Source organism: Micromonospora sp. WMMD708 (assembly GCF_049315245.1).
GTDB classification, from domain to species: Bacteria; Actinomycetota; Actinomycetes; order Mycobacteriales; family Micromonosporaceae; genus Micromonospora; species Micromonospora wenchangensis.
This window is the reverse complement of record NZ_CP186060.1, coordinates 6,802,167-6,822,994: the sequence shown is the minus strand read 5'-3', so window position 1 is coordinate 6,822,994 and position 20,828 is coordinate 6,802,167. Positions and strand designations below refer to the sequence as shown.

Sequence of the window (20,828 nt, the reverse complement as noted above, 5' to 3'; positions counted from 1 at the left end):
TGACGGTGGACCGCGTCACCTGCATCGGCGCCGGCCAGTGCGTGATGCACGCGCCGGACGTTTTCGACCAGGACCTGGACGGCGTAGTCGTGATCAGGACCGCCGCGGCCGCCGGCGAGGTGTGGGAGGACGTCGTCGAGGCGGCGGCCCGGTGCCCGGTGCAGGCCATCACACTGCCGGGCGCATGAGCCGGAGAGGGGGAGATCCATGCTGACGAACATCCACACGCCACAGGACCTCAAGGGGTTGACGCCTGCGGAGCTCGCCACACTGAGCGCGGAGATCCGCAGCTTCCTGGTGACCGCGGTCTCCCGGACCGGGGGGCACCTCGGTCCGAACCTCGGCGTCGTCGAGCTGACGATCGCGCTACACAGGGTATTCGACTCTCCGCACGACTCCCTTCTCTGGGACACGGGCCACCAGGCGTACGTGCACAAACTGCTCACGGGCCGGCAGGACTTCTCGCGGCTGCGGCAGCAGGGTGGTCTGTCCGGGTACCCGAGTCGCGAGGAGTCCGACCACGATCTCATCGAGAACTCGCACGCCTCGACAGCGCTCTCCTACGCCGACGGCATCGCACGGGCACGGCAACTCCTCGGCGTACGGGATCGCAGCGTCGTCGCGGTGGTGGGCGACGGCGCCCTCACCGGTGGGATGGCCTGGGAGGCGCTCAACAACATCGCGGGCGCCACCGACCGACCGGTGATCGTCGTGGTCAACGACAACGGCCGCTCGTACGCGCCCACCATCGGCGGCCTCGCACGGCACCTGTCCGTCCTGCGCGGTGGCGTCCGGCGCGAAGGGGCGTCACCACTCGACGAGCCCGCCATCTTCGCTCAGCTGGGCCTGCACTACATCGGGCCGGTCGACGGCCACGACATCGCCGCCCTGGAGGCGGCGATGACCAGAGCGAGGTCCCTCAACGCACCCGTGGTGGTGCACTGCGTGACCCGCAAGGGCTGCGGATACCCGCTCGCCGAGAGTGACGACCGGGACTGCTTCCACGGCATCGGAGCTATCGACTCACTGACCGGACGGCAGTTGACGGCCTCCTCGGCGCAGAGTTGGACGTCGGTCCTCGGCGACGAACTGGTCCAGATCGGCGCGCAACGTCCCGACGTGGTGGCGGTGACCGCGGCCATGCTGCAACCGGTCGGCCTGCAGCCCTTCGCGGAGAAGTTCGCGGACCGGGTCATCGACGTGGGCATCGCCGAACAGCACGCGGTCACCTGCGCGGCCGGGCTGGCCGCAACCGGTCTGCATCCGGTCGTCGCCATGTACGCCACGTTCCTCAACCGGGCGTTCGACCAGTTGCTGATGGACGTCGCCCTGCACCGGGCCGGCGTGACGTTCGTCCTGGACCGGGCCGGGATCACCGGTGACGACGGGCCCAGTCACAACGGCATGTGGGACATGTCGGTACTGCAGATAGTGCCACGACTGCGGATCGCCGCGCCGCGCGACGGAACCCGGCTACGGGCGCTGCTACGTGAGGCGGTCGAGGTCACGGACGCACCCACGGTCGTCCGCTTTCCCAAGGGGGGCGTGGCGCCGGACATTCCCGCCATCGAGCACGTCGACGGCGTCGACATCATCGGCCGGTTCGGTTCCCGGCGGGAGTTGCTGTTGATCGCGGTCGGGGCGATGGCCCAGCCGTGCGTCGATGCCGCCCGGCAGCTTGCCGAGCAGGGCGTCGGGGTGACCGTCGTCGACCCCCGGTGGGTGCGACCGATCAACCCCGTGCTGCTGGACCTCGCCCGGACGCACCGGTTGGTCGCCACGGTGGAGGACAACCTGAAGGTTGCCGGGGTTGGTGCCGCGTTCGCGCAGGCAGCCACCGACGAGGGCATCGAAGCACCGTGCCTGACCTTCGGCATCCCCACGGCCTTCCTGACGGTGGCGTCGCGGTCACAGCTGCTCGACGAGCTCGGGTTGACCTCGGAAGGGCTGGTCACGAGGCTTCGGCGACTCATCGCCGACCGGCTGTTGGTTCAGTAGAGGGGCGATGCGGAGATGGACGGCAGAGAGAAGAGAGTCCTACTGGCGAACCCCAGAGGCTACTGCGCCGGGGTGGAGCGTGCGGTACAGACCGTGGAGAAGGCGCTTGAGCTGTACGGCCCACCGATCTACGTACGCAAGGAGATCGTCCACAACCGGCACGTGGTCCAGACGCTGGTGGCGCGGGGGGCCGTCTTCGTCGAGGAGAACGAGGAGGTTCCGAGCGGGGCGACGGTGATCTTCTCCGCGCACGGGGTGGCGCCCTACGTCCACGAATCCGCCTCCGCGCGGTCGTTACGGGTGATCGACGCGACCTGCCCCCTGGTGACGAAGGTGCACAACGAGGCGCGCCGGTTCGCCGCCGAGGACTACGACATCCTGCTCATCGGCCATCAGGGGCATGAGGAGGTACTGGGTACCGCCGGCGAGGCACCCACGCACATCCAGGTCGTCGACACCCCCGGCGATGTCGAAGCGGTCACGGTCCGTGATCCGGACCGGGTGGTCTGGCTCTCCCAGACCACGCTGTCCGTCGACGAGACCCAGCAGACCGTGGAGCGGCTCCGTGCCCGGTTCCCGTCGCTGGAGTCGCCACCGAGCGACGACATCTGCTACGCCACCCAGAACCGGCAGGAGGCCGTCAAGGCGATGGCCGCCGAGTGCGACGTGATCATCGTGGTCGGGTCCCCCAACTCGTCCAACTCCCAGCGACTGTGTGAGGTCGCCCTGGAAGCAGGGGCGGGTGCCGCGTACCTGGTCGACTTCGCACACGACATCTCGCCGGAGTGGCTGCGGGATGCCCGGACGGTCGGCCTCACCGCCGGCGCATCCGTTCCGAACGAGCTGGTGCAGGACGCGCTCGAATGGTTGCGCGCCCATGGCTACGGCGCTGTCGAGAACGTCACGACCGCGGTGGAGAACACGGTCTTCGCATTACCGCAGGAGTTGCGGGCGGCGCTACGCCCAGGGCATGGAACGGGGGGCCTGAAGTGACCGCTGTCAGTCTCGGTATGCCTGCCGTGCCGCCTCCGCCGCTTGCTCCGCGTCGGGTCAGTCGCCAGATCATGGTCGGTTCGGTGCCGGTCGGTGGTGGTGCGCCGGTGTCGGTGCAGTCGATGACCACCACCCTCACCTCCGATGTGAATGCCACCCTGCAGCAGATCGCCGAGTTGACGGCGTCGGGTTGTCAGATCGTCCGGGTGGCCGTGCCCAGTCAGGATGATGTGGAGGCGTTGCCGGCGATCGCGAGGAAGTCGCAGATCCCGGTGATCGCCGACATCCATTTCCAGCCGAAGTATGTGTTCGCGGCGATCGATGCGGGTTGTGCGGCGGTGCGGGTCAACCCGGGCAACATCCGGCAGTTCGACGACAAGGTGAAGGAGATCGCGGCGGCGGCTTCGGCGGCGGGTACGCCGATCCGGATCGGCGTCAACGCGGGTTCGTTGGACAAGCGGCTGCTGGCCAAGTACGGCAGGGCCACCGCCGAGGCGTTGGTCGAGTCGGCGTTGTGGGAGTGCTCGTTGTTCGAGGAGCACGGTTTCCGGGATATCAAGATTTCGGTGAAGCACAACGATCCGGTGGTGATGATCCGGGCGTACCGGCAGCTTGCCGAGCAGTGTGACTATCCGCTGCATCTGGGGGTGACCGAGGCCGGTCCGGCGTTTCAGGGCACCATCAAGTCGGCGGTGGCTTTCGGGGCGTTGCTGGCTGAGGGGATCGGCGACACGATCCGGGTGTCGTTGTCGGCGCCGCCGGTGGAGGAGATCAAGGTCGGCAACCAGATCCTGGAGTCGCTGGGGTTGCGTGAGCGTGGGTTGGAGATCGTTTCCTGCCCGTCGTGTGGCCGGGCTCAGGTGGATGTCTACAAGTTGGCCGAGGAGGTCACCGCCGGTCTGGAGGGGTTGCCGGTGCCGTTGCGGGTCGCCGTGATGGGTTGCGTGGTGAACGGGCCGGGTGAGGCCCGTGAGGCCGATCTCGGGGTCGCCTCGGGCAACGGCAAGGGGCAGATCTTCGTCAAGGGACAGGTCGTCAAGACCGTCCCGGAGGGACAGATCGTCGAGACCCTGATCGAAGAAGCGCTACGCATCGCCGACGAAATGGGCGTCGCAATACCAATCGACTGACCACTCGAGGAGAACCGTGACATCGTCAACCAGCACCCTCTCGCCCCTGGACCGGCCCTGGTCCGAGCGGATCGACGCCGAGGAACTCATCGAAGCAGCCATGGACTGGCACTTCGACCCGAGCACGGGCTCGCCCTTCTGGCTGGATCGGGCCAAGGGCTTCGACTTCGATCCTCGTCGGGACGTCCGGACCATCGCGGATCTGACGCTCTTTCCGAACATCGTGGACGAGCTACGCGACGTACCCATCCGGGATCTCATCCCCCGTGGCTACGGGACCAGTTACCAGCAGCCGATCATCGCCGAAAGTGGCGGGACGACCGGACCACCCAAGCGACTCATGTGGATGGCGGAGACCCTGGAGCAGGCGACCGCCTGGCATGCCGACGGCCTCGCCCGGCACGGTGCGTTCCGGCGCGGCGGGGACTGGCTCTGCATGGGGCCTACCGACCCCCACATGGCGGGCCATCTGATCCGCGCCACCGCGGCCAAGTTCAACGCGATGTGCTTCCTGCTCGACCTCGATCCGCGCTGGGTCAAGCGGTTGGTCGAGCGGGGGGCGACCGACGAGATCGCACTCTACGTCGAGCACGTCGTCGACCAGGCCGAGTGGATTCTGCGCAGCCAGGACATCTCGGTCTTCTACAGCACCCCGCCCCTGCTCGACGCGCTCTGCCGACGCGGCGACATGGTGGACCTGATCAACGAGCGGGTCGACGTGATCGGCTGGGGCGGCACGAAGATGGACACCGAGGTACGCAACCACTACCAGCGTGAGGTCTTTCCCGGCGTCAAGTTCATCGGCGGCTACGCCAGCACGATGATCGTCGGCGGCATCGTGGAACGCGCCGACGGCGTCGAGGGGGAGTCGCCGATCTTCGACCCGCCCTCGCCGGTGACCATCTTCTCGGTGATCGATCCGGCGACCGGCGTGAGCGTTCCGTACGGGGAGCGTGGCCAGGTACTCCAGCACCACATCAGCCGTGGCCTGCTCCTGCCCAACAATCTGGAGCGCGACTCGGCGATCCGGGTGCCGCACCCCCGCGGCACCGGTGGTGACTCGATCGCCGATGTGCAACCGGTGACCCAGTTCTCCGGCAAGCCGGTCGTCGAGGGCGTGTACTGACATGGCGGAAAGCATCAGCTGGCTGCTGCGTGACATGCGCAGGGCGCGCAGGGGTGGTGCGGACGGCGTCGCCCGGCGCCAGCGTGACCGACTCGCGAGAGTGGTGTCGCATGCGCGTGCCCATTCCCCCTATTACCGCCAGCTCTACCGAGGGCTGCCGGACCCGGTCCACGACGTCAAGCTCCTGCCGGTCACCGACAAGCGGAAGCTGATGGCCGACTTCGACAACTGGTGCACGGACCGGCGGGTGACCCTCGAACGAGCCCGCTCGTTCATCGACGATCCGACACAGGTCGGCCGCCCCTTCCTCGACCGGTACCGGGTGGGCACCAGCTCGGGTAGCAGCGGCATCCGTGGCATCTTCCTCTTCGATGACCGGAGCACCGCCGTCACCAGCGCGATGGCACTTCGCGGGTTCGGGAGGTGGCTACGTTGGCGGGACGCCGCCCGCATCGTCGCAGGCGGCGCCCGGGTGGCGACGATCCTCGCCACCGGCGGGCACTTCGGATCCTCGACGGTGCTGCCCCGGCGAGGAGACGGCAGCCGGATCGGGGAGCACCGGCTCCGGGTCTTCTCGGTGTTCGCGCCACTGCCGCAGCTGGTCGCCGAACTGAACGACTTCCGTCCGGCTGTCCTGATCGGCTACGCGGGCCAACTCGCCCTGCTCGCCGGCGAGCAGGAGGCAGGCCGGCTCCGGATCCGGCCCACCCTGGTCGTGCTCGGCGCGGAGGGCCTGTCCCAGCAGGGCTACGAGCGGATCGCCTCCGTATTCCAGTCGCGCATCGGTAACGGCTACGGTGCCTGCGAGTTCATGTCGACGGCCGCCAGCTGCCCGCAGAACTGGCTGCACGTCAACAGTGACTGGGTCATCGTCGAACCGGTCGACCGGGACCACCGCCCGGTGTCGCCCGGCGAGGCATCACACACCGTGCTGATCACCAACCTCGCCAACGAGGTCCAGCCGATCCTGCGCTACGACCTCGGCGACTCCCTGCTCGTACGTCCGGATCCCTGCCCCTGCGGCGATCCGTTCCCGGCGATCCGGGCTCGTGGACGGGCCAGCGACGCACTGCTGTTCCGGGACGGCCGCGGCAACCAGGTGCCGGTCGCACCGGTCGCGCTGGCCGGCGTCATCGACCGCGCTCCAGGTCTGGAGTTGGCACAGGTGCACCAGACCTCACCGAGCCAGCTCAGTGTGCGGCTACGGGCGGCACACCATGCCGACCTGGAGGAGCTGTGGCGGGTCGTCCGCGCCGAGATCCAGACGTTCCTGCATGCCCATCAGCTCCACGACATCAGTGTGACGCGCAGCGACGAGGCACCCGAACAGTCCGCCGGCGGGAAGTATCGCCTGATCATCCCGTTCGCCGGAGCACCCGAGAGGTCGGCGCAGGAGAGCGAGTCCAAATGACCCACACATCGTTCGTCCGGACCGTGGAAGACCGCGTCGACTCCGGCACGTACGTCCTTTCCCCGGCCGAGGTCGAACAGGTGGCACTGGTCGTCGACCAGTTCCGGCACCGGGTGTCCAAGGTCGACCGGCCGGAGACGGTGACCGTCGCGCACCTGCTCCACGGGTACCTGCCCGAAGGTCTGCTACGGGCGATCGGGGACTTCCGTCGCTACGGCAGCCCGCACGGAGTGCTCACCATCCGCAATCTCCCCCTGCCGGAGGATCTCCCCCCGACTCCGCGCAGCGCCAACTCGGTAGCGGTGGACTGCACGCCCTCGGCCGCCCTGCTGCTGCTGCTGATGTCCCGGATGGGGGACCCGATCTCGTACGTCGAGGAGAAGCACGGTTCCCTGATCCACGACATCTGTCCCGTACCCGGTGAAGAGGAACAGCAGCAGAACACCGGCGCGGTCTACTTCAAGCTGCACACCGAGAACGCCTTCCACGCCGCCCGACCGGACTTCCTCGGCCTGCTGTGCCTCAGGCCCGACCACGATCGTCGCGCCGCCTCGATCACCAGCTCGATCACGGAGGCCGTCCGGCTGCTCAGCCCGGCTGACGAGGCCGTGCTCCGCGAGCCACGATTCCGTACCCGTCTGGCGCCGTCGTTCTGCCGCGGTCAGGCCCACCGGCCGTACCTCGACCCGGCGCCCGTTCTCACCGGCAGCGCCAGCTTCCCTCTACTCACCGTCGACTTCGACGACACCGCGCCGGACGATCTGCAGAGCGCTGCGGCACTTGACGCTCTCCACGAGGCACTGCAGGCCGTCCGACGCGAAGCCATCCTGGTACGGGGTGACCTGGCGATCATCGACAATTCGACAACTGTTCACGGGAGGGGTGAGTTCACACCCCGGTACGACGGCGCGGACCGTTGGCTGCAACGGCTCTTCGTCGTGCGGTCCCTGCGTAGCTCCCTCGATCTCCTCGATCGAGCCGACGGCTACCGGTGCAGGGCCTTGACCGTGCCGTGATCCCCACCGGCCCGCGGGTGCGCCTCCTGCTGCGGATGCCGTGGCGAGTAGAAGCGGGAGCGGTACGCCACCACCACCGCCTCGCCACGGCTACGGACCCGCAGCTTGCGCAGGACCCTGGATACGTACGCCCGAACCGTCGCGGTGGTGACCGACATCGCCTCGGCGATCTCCCCCGTGGACTCTCCACCGGCGAGTCGATGGAGCGTCTCCCGTTCCCTCGGCAGCAGGGTCCGGATAACGTCAGCGCGGCTGGGACCGTCGTAGTCGTTGTCGAAGCAGTCGGTCAGGTAGCCGATCATCTGACGGGCCAGTGGGGCCGAGACGAACGCGCTTCCGGCTTCGGCGGCCCCGAGGGCCTGGGGCAGGTCGCTGGGCAGTCGGTCCCGCAGCACGTAACCACTGGCCCCGCCGCTCATGCCGTGCCAGACGCTCGATCCACTGCCACCGACGGCGACCACCACGAGCGCGGCCTCCGTCCGGTCGATCAACTCGCCGACCGTCTGCGGCCCCTCGGCCAACAGGGTGCTGGACAACACGAGGACGTCCGGGTGGCGCTGCCGGACCGAGTCGATCGCCTGCCCCAGGTTTTCCCCCTCGCCGATGACGTCATGGTCGGTCAGACTGTCCACCACCTTGCGGATCAACCGGCGTCCCATCGCATCGGAATCCGCGATGATCACATGCATAGAGAACCTCGCCTGGGTAGGGCTCCCCCCGTGTGGGAGCGATCCGGTGGAGCTTGATCGGACTTGCGCTCTGTGTGCTGCGAGGACGGGCAGCGTCCTCGCTCTCCTGGAACGTCCGCCGCCTCGGTACCCGACTACGGCGGCGGGGTGGCGAACCTGCGGCGACGATGGACGGCGGTGGATGGATTCAATAAAAAACCGACCTCCCGGTTTTGTCAACACCACCCGTTATGGGCCGTCACGGACAGTAATCGGAGGCACCGCGACCGTCCGGTCGGTCCGCAGGGTTGAGCAAAGCGCGATTCGGGGATGCGGAATTTTCACTGGCCAGCGAATCTCGCCGACGGTACAATGCTTTGAAGTTTATCAATATAACGGGAGGCATCTGTGAGTCAGCAGATTGATGCCCCACGCCCTCTTCCGCGAGAACTAGGCCCGCCGGCACCAACTGCCCTCTCGTACGATTCCACAGTCCCACGATCACTGGTGCACCGAGCAGCGGTCTCCGAGGTGCTGCTGACGAGTTGGCACCGCGCAGGCGAAGGGACTTTCGTCTGCGGGGCGCAGTTGCCCCGCGGACACAGCCTCTACGCCGCCGACAACGACGAATTCGACGCACTCGTGATCATCGAAACCGTCAGGCAGGCCGGCATTCTGGTCGGTCACGAAGGATACGGGGTCCCCACCCACAATCCCTTCATCATGCAGCGCCTGCGTTGGCGGCTCTTCGCACCCCTCGTCCACAGCGGGGGGCACCCGTTCAACTGCGTGGTCACCGTCCGCGGCATGGATGCCCAGATCCGTCCGAACGGCACGTCCTTCATCAGGTTCGAGTTCGAGCTGCACCGTGACGCGCGCCTGCTCGCCTCGGCGACCGGGTGGACCCGCTGCGTCAGTCCCGCCTCCTATCCACGGTTGAGGTGGGGCGAAGGCGGTCCCAGGCCGGCACTACCGCGGCCCCTACAGCCAGTGGAACCGGCTTCGGTCGGTCGCGTCGATCCGCGTGATGTCGTCGTCGCCGGAAACCCCCGCGACGGCCTCGAGCTGAGAGTCCCGATCGAACATCCCGTCTTTTTCGACCATCCCCTCGACCATGCGCCGGGAATACTCCTCTACGAAGCAATGCGCCAGGCCGCCTGCGTCACAGCGGGCCGCCGGTTCTCCATGGTGGGCGCCGACGTCCAATTCACGCACTTCACCGAACTGGACCAACCCTGCCATATCCTGGTCTCGCTCAGGGAGACCGACGGCACGCATGCCGACGTCCACTTCCGGCAGAACGAACGAAACACCGCCCAAGGTTTCGTCATGCTGACTGAGAAATGAACTCCGATCGTGACTCGTCAGCCAGCTCGAGCAGTTCCCGCAGCCTGGAAGCGGGCACCAGACCGGGAAGAACCAACCGCCACATCTGTGCGACCTTGTCGTTCAACCTGGGCCGCTCATTGAGCACCTGCGCCAGCACCTGGAGCCCCGTGAATGAACCTACGATGAAGTGGGCCGTCTCAGCGGTGTCGATCGCCGGGCTGATGTCACGCTCTTCGACGGCGCGGTCCAGAAACTCCCCGGTCATGCCGATCCAGTCCAGGTAAGGAGTTCTTCCGTCCTGCTCGAGGGCACCCCGCTCCAGGGTGAGGCGAATGCCACCGCGAATCACCGGATCTTTGATCATCTGGCCGGCGAGGGCGTGCGAGAGCTTGATCATCGTGTCCAGTGCGCGGGTGCCGGGCGCCGCCGCCCGCTCGGCAACTCTCATCCAGGCGACGTGCTGCATATCGACGACGGCCTGTGCCAACTCGGCCTTGGAACCGAAGTGGAAGTACAGCGCACCTTTGGTCACTGCGGCCTTGGCGATGATGTCGCCGAGGCTGGTCGTCTGGTAGCCGAACTGGTCAAAGACGTCGGCTGCTGCTCGGAGGATCGCCGCTCGTGTCTGCTCAGCACGTGCCTGCCTCACCATAGGCGACATCCTAGGGATTCGCGTGGTGGGGCGGCCATGGTCATCCGGTGACCGGATCCCGGCCCGTTGCAGACCCGCCTGACGGTCAGCCTCGCGTACCTGGTCCCGGGTGCGGTGGCCGGACGGGTCCGGCCACCGCGGCCCCCTGGTCAGATCCGGGCCAGGATGGTCCTCATCGTATCGATCTCGGTCTGCTGGGTGATGCTGATCCGCTCGGCGAGGGCCTTGGCGTCGCTGTTGGCCCCCTGCGCCGCCTCGGTCCGCGCCATGGTGACCGCCCCTTCGTGGTGGGCGATCATCATCGTCAGGAACTGCCTGTCGAAGTCGCGGCCCGAGGCCGCCGCCAGCCGGTTCATGTCGGCGTCGGACATCATGCCCGGCATGCCGTGGTCCATCCCGGGCATGCCGGAGGTGGTCGGGCCGGCGCCACCGCCGTGGTCCATGCCCGGCATGGCGGTGGGGGTACCGGTCGGCGCTGGCGTGCCCCAGGCGGTCAGCCAGCCGCTCATCGTGGCGATCTCCGGGGCCTGGGCGTTCCTGATCTGATTCGCGAGCTGTTTGACCTGCGGGTCGGCGGCCCTCGTGGCGGCCAGGTCCGTCATCGCCACGGCCTGCTGGTGATGCGGGACCATCATCCGGGCGAACATCACGTCCGCGGCGTTGTGCGCCGCGGACGACGTGCCGTCGGACGGGCCGGTGGCGGTGGCGGTGGGCGATCCGTGGTCGCCGCCGGCTGCGCTGTGGTCGTTGCTGCCGCAGCCGACCAGAACGGCGGCGGCGGTGAGGGTCACGCCGGCCACGAGGGCACGGCGCAGAACGGTACGGGACATGTCGAGATAAGCCTTTCGGTCGGTGAGGATGCGCGGAGGCCGGTCGCGCGGGCACAGGTGCCCGCCGCGGGGTCGCTCCTAGATGCGCAGCACCGACACCTCGGCGACGCGTTGTCCCGACCGGGGCCAGGCGGGCGGGCCACGGGACGCCGCCACGGAGGACTGGCGACGGTCACCCGGCGTGGTGACCGTCGCGCGCCGCAGCAGGGCCGCCCCGAGCGCCAGCGCCACCCCGAACGCGCCGACGACCGCCAGGCAGACGACCCAGCCAGGCATGTGCCCGGGTGGGTCACCCGGGGCGGAACTCAGCCCGGCGCACCCAGCCCCGGCACACCCGCTCGGGGCAGCCGTACCCATCGCGGCACCCGTCCCCGTCAAGGCCGCTACGGGTTGAAGCACCGTGTGCGTGGTCGCAGACATGCCCGACCGGTCGTGGTGGTCAGCGATGACGGGCTCGTGACCCAGGCTGTGCATCGCCGCGAGCCCGATCAGGACGGCGGTCGACAGCACGAGACGGACGAGCCATCCGCCTCGCACCACCGACATGCCCGTCACAGCCATCACGCTACCGGGCACCTGGCGGCTCGCGTCGCCAACCTCGTCACCTCGTCTGCTCAGGGCGCAGGCGCACGCGGCGCAGCAGTTGGGCGTTGAGCGCCACCACGATCGTCGAGGCCGACATCAGCACCGCCCCGACGGCCGGGCTGAGCGTCACCCCGGCCCACGCCAGCGCTCCGGCGGCGAGAGGGAGCGCCACGACGTTGTAGCCGGCGGCCCAGGCCAGGTTCTGGACCATCTTGCGGTACGAGGCCCGGGACAGCGCGATCACCCCGGTCACCCCGCGCGGGTCGGAGGAGGCCAGCACCACCCCGGCGGACTCGATGGCCACATCGGTGCCGGCGCCGATGGCGATACCGACGTCGGCACGGGCCAACGCCGGGGCGTCGTTCACCCCGTCGCCGACCATCGCCACCCGCAGGCCCCGCTTCTGCAGCTCGGCCACGGCGTCGTCCTTGTCGGCGGGCAGCACCTCGGCGTAGACCTCGTCCTCGCCGGGGCGGAAGCCGAGGTCGGCGGCGACCGCCTCGGCGACCGACCGGGCGTCCCCGGTGATCATGACGATCTTTCGTACGCCCTGGTCACGCAGGTCGGCGATGGCCTGCCGGGCCTCCGGGCGGACCTCGTCCTCCAACGCGAGGGCACCGACGACGGTGGCCTGTTCGCCGTCCAGGCGCAGCAGGTGCAACACCGCGGCCCCCCGGTCGGACCACTCCCGCTGTCGGCTGCCCAACTCCCCGGGCACCACCACGCCCTGTTCCCGCAGCAGCGCCGGACCGCCGACCGCGTAGCTGACGCGGTCGACCTCGGCCCGTACGCCCCGCCCGGTCAACGACCGGAACCCCGATGCCCGGCGGGACAACTGCCGGTGCCGCGCGGCGGACACGATCGCCCGGGCGAGGGGGTGCTCGCTGTCGGCCTCGACCGCGGCGGCGACGGCGAGCACCTCGTCGTCGGTGGTGCCGGCGACGCCGGCGACGCCGGTCACCGCGTGTTCGCCGCGGGTCAGGGTGCCGGTCTTGTCGAACAGCACCGCGTCCACGGTGCGCATCCGCTCCAACGCGAGCCGATCCTTCACCAGGATCCCGCCCTTGGCAGCCACGGCGGTGGACAGGGCGATCACCAGGGGGATGGCCAGACCGAGCGCGTGTGGGCAAGCGATCACCAGCACCGTCACGGTGCGGACCACAGCCTCGCCGAGATTGCCGACGACGGCCCAGACGACGAGGGTGACCGCCGCGGTGGCGGTGGCGATGTAGAACAGCCAGGCGGCGAACCGGTCGGCGAGCACCTGCGCCCGCCCGCTGGACTGCTGCGCCTGGGTGACCAAGCGCTGGATGCCGGCGAGAGCGGTGTCCTCACCGACCGCGTCCACCCGGACCCGGATCGCCGCGTCGGTGGCCACCGTGCCGGCCACCACCCGGTCACCGACACCCCGGGCGACCGGCCGCGACTCCCCGGTGATCATCGACTCGTCGAGTTCGGCGCCACCGTCGACCACCTGACCGTCGGCCGGCACCCGCCCGCCCGGGCGGACCAGCACCACGTCCCCGACCCGCAGGTCCGCGACCGGCACCGGCCGCGGTCGGCCGTCCTCGCCGACGCGTTCGGTGTCGTCGGGCAGCAGCGCGGCCAGCGCGGCGAGGGCCCCCTGGGCCTGGCCGATCGCCTTCATCTCCTGCCAGTGCCCCAGCAGCATGATGGTCACCAGCGCGGCCAGTTCCCACCAGAAGTCCAGGTCGAACGCGCCCAGCGCGGTGGCCAGCGACGCCACGTAGGCCACGGTGACCGCCATCGCGATCAGCAGCATCATCCCGGGCGCCCGGTCCCGTACCTCCCGCACGGCTCCCTGCAGGAACGGCCAGCCCCCGTAGCCGAACACGACGGTGCCCAGCACCGGCCCGACCAGGTCCATCCCGGGGAAGTCGACGTGGTAACCGAACCAGTCCATCACCATGTGACTGGTCACCACGATCGGCACGGTCAGTACGAGGCTCAACCAGAACCGACGGCGGAACGCCTCCGGATCATGCCCGGCGTGCTTGTCGTGATCCCCGTGCCCGGACGTGCCGTGCCGGGTTGTGTGACGCGACATCCCGTCACCTCCTCACCACCGACCATATACCCCCTGGGGGTATATGGCGCGCATCATCCGGCCGCGTTTCATGGGACGGCCCCGCTCCTGCGCACCGTGGTAGTCCTCCCGGCTACGCACGCCCGTGGAAGCCGGCGGGCCCGCAGCACCTACTTCTTCACCCTGCACGACGACAACGGCTGGTCCTACCAGCGGGCGGAACGCTGGCTGAGCGCGCGAGCCGCCGCGGCACCGAGTGCCGGCGTCACTCAGCCGGGCGGCTGAGGACGCAGTCGACGGCCATGTAGAGAGTCTCGGTCTCCGCCCTCAGGATCGAATCCTCGGCGGGCAGAGCTCGTTCGATCGAGAGCCCGTCCAGGACGGTGAGCAGGAATCTCACCCGGCGGGTGTGATCCTCCCTGGGCAGCGCCCCTTCGTCGGCGAGCACGCTGAGCCAGTACTCGACACGCCGCCGACCCTCGCGCTCCACGGCGAAGTACGCGGTGCGCACCCGCTCGGTCGGGTCGGGCGCGATGTAGGCCTGATACGCCCTGGTCCAGGCTTCCCGCGCCTGTTCGCCGACGCCCGCCGGGGCGAGCACCTGCCGCAGGCAGCTGACCAGCCGGTCCCGGGCGGGCACCGAGCGGTCCAGGATCGGGTCGTCCGGAGCGATCCGACTGTAGATCCTGGCGAGCACGGCTTCCCGTAGCGCGAGCTGGGTCGGGAAGTGGAACCTCAGCGATCCGGTGCTCACCCCGGCCCGGGCCGCCACCGCGCGCACACTCAGCGTCGTCGTCACGTCCTCGGCGAACATCGCCGCCGCGGCCGCGAGGATTCGCTCCCGTGAGCCGGTGCCCGCCTGATCCTGTGTCACATGCCACCTCCCATCACATCGTACTAGTACGCCGTGCTAGTTTCCCACTAGTACAGCGTGCTAGTGGGATCGCACCGGGGAGAGGTGGGCGGGCGAACATGATCGACGACTGGCGGCAACGGCGCATGGCCAAGCGTGTCAGGCCCGGGAACGGGCGGGCACTGAATCCGATCCGCTGGTGGCAGCTGCCCTTCCGGGCGCTGTTCCACCTACCGCTGCCGCACCGGGATGGCCGGCGGACGGTTTATGCCGTCGACATCCCCTACCGGTCCGACACGGGCAGCGGCAAGGCAAGGGCGCACCTGTACCTCGACGGCCGGCACTATGCCGAGTCCAAGCTGCCGGCAGCCTTCACCGTCGAGGGCGGCACCATACAGGTGGCGATCAGCGCCTTCGGGATCAAGCGCTGCCACTACGTCACCGCCGCCGGCGACGAGCAGCAGCTCATTGCCGATCCCAGGTCCGCCGAGGGCCGCCGCGCCCGCCTCGAACGCGGTCACCCGGCGCTGAGCCGCTTGCTCGGACTCCTCTCCGTACTACTTCTCGTCATCGGTGTGGGGCTGAACCTGCTGCAACTTGCCGAGCCCGTCTCGCAGCTGCCTGCTATAGCCGAGCGCACCGGACGTTTCGAGTCGCCGGTACAGCTGCCGATCTGGCTCAACTTCGCTCTCGCCGTCGGGGCCGTGCTGGCGAGCACCGAACGGGCGTTCCGCCTGCGCTACAGCCTGCTCGACCACGCCGGAAAGTAGCGACCCCCGGAAAGGAAGTCATGACCACCACCATCCAGCCGACCTGGCTCCTCAGTTCGGGCGCACCCCGCAACGGGCCACCGATCCCACCCGGGGTGGAATACCACCGCGTCCTTGCCGGTGACGAGCGCCGGATCGGGCGCGGCATCCTCGCGATCGTCCTGCTGCTGGCGGGCCTCGTCGTCTTTCCGACGGTCATCGGCCGGGCGACGGCGCTCGTCGACGTACAGATGGGTGAGACCCCGCCGATTCTGGGCGGCACCGACTACACGCCGCTCTCCCACGCCAGCTCTATGATCGCTCTTGCCCTGCTGATTCCGTGGAGCATGCTCATCCAGCGGTGGCTCTACGGGGTACCCGGCGCGTCCCTGCACTCCGTGACCACACGGTTCCGCTTCGACCTGTTCGGCAAATCTCTGCTGATCCTGGGTCCCGGCTGGCTGGTCGTCAACGCCCTGCCCGCTCTCACCCCCGCCGCCGAGTTCCCGTGGTTGCGCGCCGACCTCATCGCACTCTTCCTCGCCACGATGCTGTTCACCCCGCTGCAGTCGGCAGGCGAGGAGTACGGCGTCCGCGGGCTGATCTTCCGTGTCGTCGCGAGTTGGAGCCGCAATCCACGGGTAGGACTGGTCACCGGGATCCTGTTCTCCAGCGCACTGTTCACCGCCGCCCACGGCGCGACGGACCCGTACATCATCGTCTGGTACTTCGTGCTCTGGACCGGGCTGGCCGTCATCACCTGGCGCACCGGCGGGCTGGAGATCCCGGTCATGCTCCACGCCGTGCTCAACACCTTCACCTTCCTGCTGGCCCTGGTCCTTCATGTCGATCTGGGCAACGCCACGCAGGACCGCTCGGCCGGCACCGGCTCGCCGTACCTGCTCATCCCCACCGTCACCGTCATCGCCGTCACCGCCGTCATCTGGTGGAGCACCCGCAGGTCCGGACCGGCACGCACGGCCGTCCACGCTCAACCGTCACCTCGCGTCCAGCCCCGAGGTGGCGTTCCCCGACAGCAGAAGGAGCAAGCATGAGGTCCACGCCACGCCTCTTCGCCGCTGCGGTCGCAGCGGTCTGCCTGAGCGCGTGCGGCACCACCGAAGCCGCCGGGCAGGCGAAGCCGAGCCGGGAGGTCACGGCCGACGTGTCGCCCCCGACCGACCGGAGTCGTGATTTCCGGCAGCTCGAGGAGAAGTTCGACGCGCGGCTGGGGGTGTACGCGATCGACACCGGCACCGGCCGCACCGTGGAGTACCGGGCCGACGAACGGTTCGCGTACTGCTCGACGTTCAAGGCCCTGGCCGCCGCGCAGGTCCTCCACGGGACCACCGACGCCGAACTGGACCGGGTCGTGCGGTACTCGGCAGACGACCTGGTGACCTACTCACCGGTCACGGAAAAACACGTCGCCGACGGTATGACACTGCGTGCGATCGCCGACGCCGCCATCCGCTACAGCGACAACACCGCCGCCAACCTCCTGCTGCACCACCTCGGCGGACCGCCCGGCTTCAAGCAGAAGCTGCGCGAACTCGGCGACGAGATCACCGAACCGGCCCGCTCCGAGACCGCGCTCAACGAGGCGAAACCGGGCGACCGCCGCGACACCAGCACCCCCCGGGCCCTGGCCCGGGACCTGCGGGCGTACGCCGTCGGCGACACCCTCGAACCGGGCGACCGCGCCGTGCTCACCGGCTGGCTGCGGGGCAACACCACGGGCGACGAACTGATCCGCGCCGGTGTCCCCGACGGCTGGATCGTCGGCGACAAGACCGGCGCCGGCGGCTACGGCACCCGCAACGACATCGCGGTGCTCTGGCCCCCGAACCGACCACCGATCGTCCTCGCGGTGCTGTCCAGCCACGACACGAAGGACGCCGACTACGACAACACCCTCATCGCCCGGGCCGCCGGGGTCGTGGTCGCCACGTTGTGACGTGATCGCCCCCCCTGGTCCGGCTGTCGACATCTGACTTCGCCGGACCAGGGGGGTACGCGCCGTACCCGGGCCGATGGCGACGACCCCGACAGGATCGCTGATGCGGCTGGTCAGGGCCGGTAGCGGTAGCCCATGCCGGGTTCGGTGATGAGGTGTCGGGGGCGGGCGGGGTCGTCTTCGAGCTTGCGCCGCAGTTGGGCCATGTACTGGCGTAGGTAATTGGTTTCGTTCTGGTACTCCGGGCCCCACACGTCATGCAGCAGCTGCCGTTGGCTGATCAGCTTGCCGGGGTGGCGTAGCAGCTTGTCGAGCATGGCCCACTGGGTGCGGGTGAGCCGCACCTCGACGCCGTCGTCGTGGGTGACGGTGCGGTCGACCAGGTTGACGGTGTGTCGGCCGACCCGGGGAGCAGAGGTCGCCGGGGTTGAGGCGGCGTCTGCCGGTGCAGTCGCGAGGCGGCGGGTGACCGCGCGGATGCGGGCCAGGAGTTCATCGATGCCGAAGGGTTTGGTCACGTAGTCGTCGGCACCGGCGTCGAGGGCGGCGACCTTGTCCTCGCTGCCGGCCCGGCCGGACAGCACGATGATCGGCACGGTGGCCCAGCCGCGCAGGCCCCGGATCACCTCGATGCCGTCGAGGTCGGGCAGCCCGAGATCGAGCACCACCAGGTCGGGCGGGTGGGCGGCGGCGGCTTTCAGAGCGTCCGTGCCGGTCCCGGCGACCTCGATGTCGTAGCCGCGGGCTCGCAGGTTGATCCGCAGGGCACGCAGGATCTGCGGTTCGTCATCGACGACGAGGATCCGGGTCATTCCGGTATCTCCTCCGACGTTGTCTGCGCTGCTGCGGGGAGCCGCAGCACCATGGTCAGTCCACCGCCGGGGGTGGTTTCGGGGGTGATGCCGCCACCCATCGCCTCGGCGAGACCGCGCGACAGCGCGAGGCCGAGGCCGACGCCGGTCTGGTTGTCCCGGTCACCGAGGCGTTGGAAGGGCAGGAAGACGTGCTCCCACTGATCGACGGGGATACCCGGCCCGGTGTCGATGACCCGCAGTTCCACCTGCCCGGCATGGGCGCTGGCGGTGATGGTGGGCGGCTGCCCGGGCGGGCTGTGCCGCAGCGCGTTGGCGACGATGTTGACCAGTACCCGTTCCAGTAGCCCCGGGTCGGCCAGCGCGGCCGGCAGGTCGGCGGGGATGTCGGTGGTGACGTCGGCCGCCGCCGGTCCGAGCTCGTCCAGCGCCCGTGGCACGGCGTCCTCCAGTCCGATCGCGGTGGCGCGTACGCCGAGCGCGCCGGCCTGGAGTCGGCTCATGTCGAGCAGATTCGACACCAGCCGCCCGAGCCGGTCCAACGACTCGTCGGCGGTGGCGAGCAGCTCGTCGCGGTCGTCGGCGTCGAACTCGACGTCGGGGCTTCGTAGGCTGCTCACCGCGGCTTTCGCCGAGGCGAGCGGGGTACGCAGGTCGTGGCTGACCGCGGCGAGCAGCGCGGTGCGCATCCGGTCGGCCTCGGCCAGTGGCCGGGCGGTGGCGGCTTCCTCGGCGAGCCGCTCCTGCCGTAGGGCCACGGCGGCCTGGGCGGCGAACGCCTCGACGACCCGGCGGTCGGCGGCCTCAAGTCGCCGGCCAGCGAGCACGACGGTCAGCCGGTCGTCGACCGGCACCGTCGTCTCCCCCGCGCCCGGGCTGGTGGCCGGGGCCTCTCCCACGCTGGCCACGACGCGCCAGGCTCCCGCCTCACGCGACCGGCCGGGACGTCCCTCGGCCTCGGCGGTCAGCTCCAGGACGCTGACCGCACGCAGACCGAAGGTCTCCCGGAGCCGGTCCAGCAGGGCGGGAAGCGGTCGTTGCCCACGCAGCACCCCGCCGGCCACGGTGGCGAGGGTCTGGGCGTCGGCGGATGCCCGCGCGGCCTCCCGGGTACGGCGGGCGGCGACGTCGACCACCCAGCTCACCGCGAGTGCGACACCGACGAAGACGCCGAGGGCGAGCAGGTTGTCCGCCTCGGCGATGGTCAGGGTGTTGTAGGGCGGGGTGAAGAACCAGTTCAGGAGCAGGGAGCCGCCGAGCGCGGCGACCAGTGCCGGCCACAGCCCGCCCACCAGCGCCACGCCGACGACACCGGCGAGGAACAGCAGGATGTCGTTGGTCAGGGTGAGATCCGGCAGCGCCCACAGCAGCAGGGTGAGCAGTGGCATACCCAGCCCGGCCAGCGCGAATCCCAGCAGTCGGCGTCGGCGGGACAGCGCCGCCGGGACAGCGGCCGTCCGCCGGCCGCGCCCCGCTTCGGGATGGGTGACCAGGTGTACGTCGATGGCGCCGGAAAGGGCGGTGGTGGTGACCCCGACCCCCCGGGAGAACAGCTGGGCCAACCGACCCCGCCGGCTCGCCCCGAGCACCAGTTGGGTGGCGTTGACGCCCCGGGCGAAGTCGAGCAGCGCCGCCGGGACGTCGGTGCCGAGCACCTGGTGGTAGGTACCGCCGAGGCTCTCCGCCAGCACGCGCTGCCGGGCGAGTTGGGCCGGGTCCGCCCCGGCGAGCCCGTCGCTGCGGGCGACGTGCACGGCGAGCAGGTCGGCGCCCTTGCTGCGGGCAGCGATCCGGGCGGCCCGCCGGATGAGCGTCTCCCCCTCCGGCCCACCGGTCAGCGCGACCACCACCCGTTCCCGCGCCTCCCACGTCTCGGAGATGCCCTGCTGGGCCCGGTACGCGTCGAGCTGCTCGTCGACCTTGTCCGCCAGCCAGAGCAGGGCCAGCTCGCGCAGCGCGGTGAGGTTGCCGACCCGGAAGTAGTTGCCGAGCGCCGCGTCGATCTTGTCCGGTCGGTAGATGTTGCCGTGCGCCATCCGCCGACGCAGCGCCTCCGGGGTCATGTCGACCAGCTCAACCTGCTCGGCCGCCCGGACGATCTCGTCGGGGACGGTTTCCCGCTGGGTGGTGCCGGTGATCTGCGCGACGACGTCGTTGACCGACTCCAGGTGCTGGACGTTGACCGTGGAGAGCACGGAGACGCCGGCGTCGAGCAGCTCCTGGACGTCCCGCCAGCGCTTGTCGTTGCGGGAGCCCGGCACGTTGGTGTGGGCGAGCTCGTCGACCACCGCCACCCCGGGCCGACGGGCGAGTACGGCGTCGAGGTCCATCTCGGTGAACTCGGCGCCCCGGTAGGTGATCGTCCGGCGCGGCACCAACTCAAGGTCGCCGATCATGGCGGCGGTGTGCGCGCGGCCGTGGGTCTCGACGAAGCCGATCACCACGTCCGTGCCGCGTTCCGCGCGGCGATGAGCCTCCTCCAGCATGGCGTAGGTCTTGCCGACGCCGGGAGCGGCACCCAGGTAGATGCGAAGTTCTCCTCGTGGCACGCCGAGGATCCTCTCTGGTCGTGGCCGCTCGTGGGCCGTGTCGGGCACCGGTTCGGCGAACTCGACCGACGCGGTCGATGACGTCTCGGGCAGGGCCGGACGGCTCGACCCTGCCCGAGGCGA

Annotated in this window: 19 protein-coding genes; 11 read left to right on the top strand and 8 right to left on the bottom strand. The window is 69.5% G+C overall.

Translation table 11 applies throughout. The features are described 5' to 3' along the window. The first annotated feature begins 5 nt into the window (after positions 1-5). From ACN260_RS30395 to ACN260_RS30365, 7 genes are all read left to right on the top strand, one after another. The gene (locus ACN260_RS30395; RefSeq protein WP_422754155.1) at positions 6-188 is read left to right on the top strand and encodes a ferredoxin; all 183 of its coding nucleotides are present in this window, start codon (positions 6-8) and stop codon (positions 186-188) included. A 19-nt stretch (positions 189-207) separates the two neighbouring features. Next, on the top strand, positions 208-1,998 hold the full coding sequence (locus ACN260_RS30390) for a 1-deoxy-D-xylulose-5-phosphate synthase (protein WP_422754154.1): 1,791 nt from the start codon (positions 208-210) through the stop codon (positions 1,996-1,998). A gap of 15 nt (positions 1,999-2,013) precedes the next feature. Continuing rightward, the gene (locus ACN260_RS30385) at positions 2,014-2,991 is read left to right on the top strand and encodes a 4-hydroxy-3-methylbut-2-enyl diphosphate reductase (protein WP_422754153.1); all 978 of its coding nucleotides are present in this window, start codon (positions 2,014-2,016) and stop codon (positions 2,989-2,991) included. Next, on the top strand, positions 2,988-4,121 hold the full coding sequence (gene ispG, locus ACN260_RS30380; RefSeq protein ID WP_422754152.1) for a flavodoxin-dependent (E)-4-hydroxy-3-methylbut-2-enyl-diphosphate synthase: 1,134 nt from the start codon (positions 2,988-2,990) through the stop codon (positions 4,119-4,121). The genes ACN260_RS30385 and ispG overlap by 4 nt, the downstream gene beginning before the upstream one ends. 16 nt (positions 4,122-4,137) lie before the next feature. Beyond that, on the top strand, positions 4,138-5,247 hold the full coding sequence (locus tag ACN260_RS30375; protein ID WP_422754151.1) for a hypothetical protein: 1,110 nt from the start codon (positions 4,138-4,140) through the stop codon (positions 5,245-5,247). A gap of 103 nt (positions 5,248-5,350) precedes the next feature. Next, entirely contained in the window at positions 5,351-6,658 is a 1,308-nt protein-coding gene (locus ACN260_RS30370; protein WP_422754150.1) for a phenylacetate--CoA ligase family protein, read from the top strand. Next, positions 6,655-7,674 carry a TauD/TfdA family dioxygenase gene (locus tag ACN260_RS30365; RefSeq protein WP_422754149.1) on the top strand — a complete coding sequence of 340 codons (1,020 nt, stop codon included), beginning with the start codon at positions 6,655-6,657 and terminating at the stop codon, positions 7,672-7,674. The genes ACN260_RS30370 and ACN260_RS30365 overlap by 4 nt, the downstream gene beginning before the upstream one ends. Here ACN260_RS30365 and ACN260_RS30360 read toward each other — a convergent pair. Then, positions 7,644-8,363 (bottom strand): LuxR C-terminal-related transcriptional regulator, encoded by a 720-nt coding sequence (locus ACN260_RS30360; protein WP_422754148.1) that lies wholly within the window; start codon positions 8,361-8,363, stop codon positions 7,644-7,646. The genes ACN260_RS30365 and ACN260_RS30360 overlap by 31 nt on opposite strands. 387 nt (positions 8,364-8,750) lie before the next feature. Here ACN260_RS30360 and ACN260_RS30355 point away from each other — a divergent pair, with 387 nt between their 5' ends. Next, the gene (locus tag ACN260_RS30355) at positions 8,751-9,689 is read left to right on the top strand and encodes a ScbA/BarX family gamma-butyrolactone biosynthesis protein (RefSeq protein ID WP_422754147.1); all 939 of its coding nucleotides are present in this window, start codon (positions 8,751-8,753) and stop codon (positions 9,687-9,689) included. Here the strand turns inward: ACN260_RS30355 and ACN260_RS30350 are convergent. From ACN260_RS30350 to ACN260_RS30330, 5 genes are all read right to left on the bottom strand, one after another. Further along, entirely contained in the window at positions 9,670-10,323 is a 654-nt protein-coding gene (locus ACN260_RS30350) for a ScbR family autoregulator-binding transcription factor (RefSeq protein ID WP_422754146.1), read from the bottom strand. The genes ACN260_RS30355 and ACN260_RS30350 overlap by 20 nt on opposite strands. A 149-nt stretch (positions 10,324-10,472) precedes the next feature. Continuing rightward, the gene (locus tag ACN260_RS30345) at positions 10,473-11,153 is read right to left on the bottom strand and encodes a DUF305 domain-containing protein (protein WP_422754145.1); all 681 of its coding nucleotides are present in this window, start codon (positions 11,151-11,153) and stop codon (positions 10,473-10,475) included. Between the two features lie 78 nt (positions 11,154-11,231). Continuing rightward, positions 11,232-11,429 (bottom strand): hypothetical protein, encoded by a 198-nt coding sequence (locus ACN260_RS30340; RefSeq protein ID WP_422754144.1) that lies wholly within the window; start codon positions 11,427-11,429, stop codon positions 11,232-11,234. A gap of 325 nt (positions 11,430-11,754) precedes the next feature. Beyond that, on the bottom strand, positions 11,755-13,806 hold the full coding sequence (locus tag ACN260_RS30335; RefSeq protein ID WP_422754143.1) for a copper-translocating P-type ATPase: 2,052 nt from the start codon (positions 13,804-13,806) through the stop codon (positions 11,755-11,757). Between the two features lie 244 nt (positions 13,807-14,050). After that, the gene (locus tag ACN260_RS30330) at positions 14,051-14,659 is read right to left on the bottom strand and encodes a TetR/AcrR family transcriptional regulator (RefSeq protein WP_422754142.1); all 609 of its coding nucleotides are present in this window, start codon (positions 14,657-14,659) and stop codon (positions 14,051-14,053) included. Between the two features lie 98 nt (positions 14,660-14,757). On the opposite strand from ACN260_RS30330, the gene ACN260_RS30325 reads away from it, so the two are divergent. The 3 genes from ACN260_RS30325 to bla are packed head-to-tail and all read left to right on the top strand — an operon-like array spanning position 14,758 to position 17,344. Next, positions 14,758-15,408, top strand: a complete 651-nt coding sequence (locus tag ACN260_RS30325; RefSeq protein ID WP_422754141.1) for a hypothetical protein — start codon at positions 14,758-14,760, stop codon at positions 15,406-15,408. A gap of 20 nt (positions 15,409-15,428) precedes the next feature. Next, the gene (locus ACN260_RS30320; protein ID WP_422754140.1) at positions 15,429-16,442 is read left to right on the top strand and encodes a lysostaphin resistance A-like protein; all 1,014 of its coding nucleotides are present in this window, start codon (positions 15,429-15,431) and stop codon (positions 16,440-16,442) included. Beyond that, the gene (gene bla / locus ACN260_RS30315; protein WP_422754139.1) at positions 16,439-17,344 is read left to right on the top strand and encodes a class A beta-lactamase; all 906 of its coding nucleotides are present in this window, start codon (positions 16,439-16,441) and stop codon (positions 17,342-17,344) included. The genes ACN260_RS30320 and bla overlap by 4 nt, the downstream gene beginning before the upstream one ends. A gap of 113 nt (positions 17,345-17,457) precedes the next feature. On the opposite strand, the gene ACN260_RS30310 is transcribed toward bla, so the two are convergent. Both ACN260_RS30310 and ACN260_RS30305 read right to left on the bottom strand, forming a co-directional pair. Continuing rightward, complete coding sequence (locus ACN260_RS30310; RefSeq protein WP_422754138.1) at positions 17,458-18,156, bottom strand: response regulator; 699 nt, start codon at positions 18,154-18,156, stop codon at positions 17,458-17,460. Beyond that, positions 18,153-20,705: a DUF4118 domain-containing protein gene (locus tag ACN260_RS30305; RefSeq protein ID WP_422754137.1), complete on the bottom strand. Its 2,553-nt coding sequence runs from the start codon at positions 20,703-20,705 to the stop codon at positions 18,153-18,155. Before ACN260_RS30305 ends, ACN260_RS30310 begins: the two co-directional genes overlap by 4 nt. Between the last annotated feature and the right edge of the window lie 123 nt (positions 20,706-20,828).

Bases quoted from the DNA above. Each gene is read 5' to 3' on its own strand.
- ACN260_RS30390 (WP_422754154.1), top strand. From the start codon at position 208: ATGCTGACGAACATCCACACGCCACAGGACCTCAAGGGGTTGACGCCT.
- ACN260_RS30385 (WP_422754153.1), top strand. From the start codon at position 2,014: ATGGACGGCAGAGAGAAGAGAGTCCTACTGGCGAACCCCAGAGGCTAC.
- ACN260_RS30365 (WP_422754149.1), top strand. From the start codon at position 6,655: ATGACCCACACATCGTTCGTCCGGACCGTGGAAGACCGCGTCGACTCC.
- ACN260_RS30360 (WP_422754148.1), bottom strand. From the start codon at position 8,363: ATGCATGTGATCATCGCGGATTCCGATGCGATGGGACGCCGGTTGATC.
- ACN260_RS30350 (WP_422754146.1), bottom strand. From the start codon at position 10,323: ATGGTGAGGCAGGCACGTGCTGAGCAGACACGAGCGGCGATCCTCCGA.
- ACN260_RS30345 (WP_422754145.1), bottom strand. From the start codon at position 11,153: ATGTCCCGTACCGTTCTGCGCCGTGCCCTCGTGGCCGGCGTGACCCTC.
- ACN260_RS30340 (WP_422754144.1), bottom strand. From the start codon at position 11,429: ATGCCTGGCTGGGTCGTCTGCCTGGCGGTCGTCGGCGCGTTCGGGGTG.
- ACN260_RS30335 (WP_422754143.1), bottom strand. From the start codon at position 13,806: ATGTCGCGTCACACAACCCGGCACGGCACGTCCGGGCACGGGGATCAC.
- ACN260_RS30325 (WP_422754141.1), top strand. From the start codon at position 14,758: ATGATCGACGACTGGCGGCAACGGCGCATGGCCAAGCGTGTCAGGCCC.
- ACN260_RS30320 (WP_422754140.1), top strand. From the start codon at position 15,429: ATGACCACCACCATCCAGCCGACCTGGCTCCTCAGTTCGGGCGCACCC.
- bla (WP_422754139.1), top strand. From the start codon at position 16,439: ATGAGGTCCACGCCACGCCTCTTCGCCGCTGCGGTCGCAGCGGTCTGC.
- ACN260_RS30310 (WP_422754138.1), bottom strand. From the start codon at position 18,156: ATGACCCGGATCCTCGTCGTCGATGACGAACCGCAGATCCTGCGTGCC.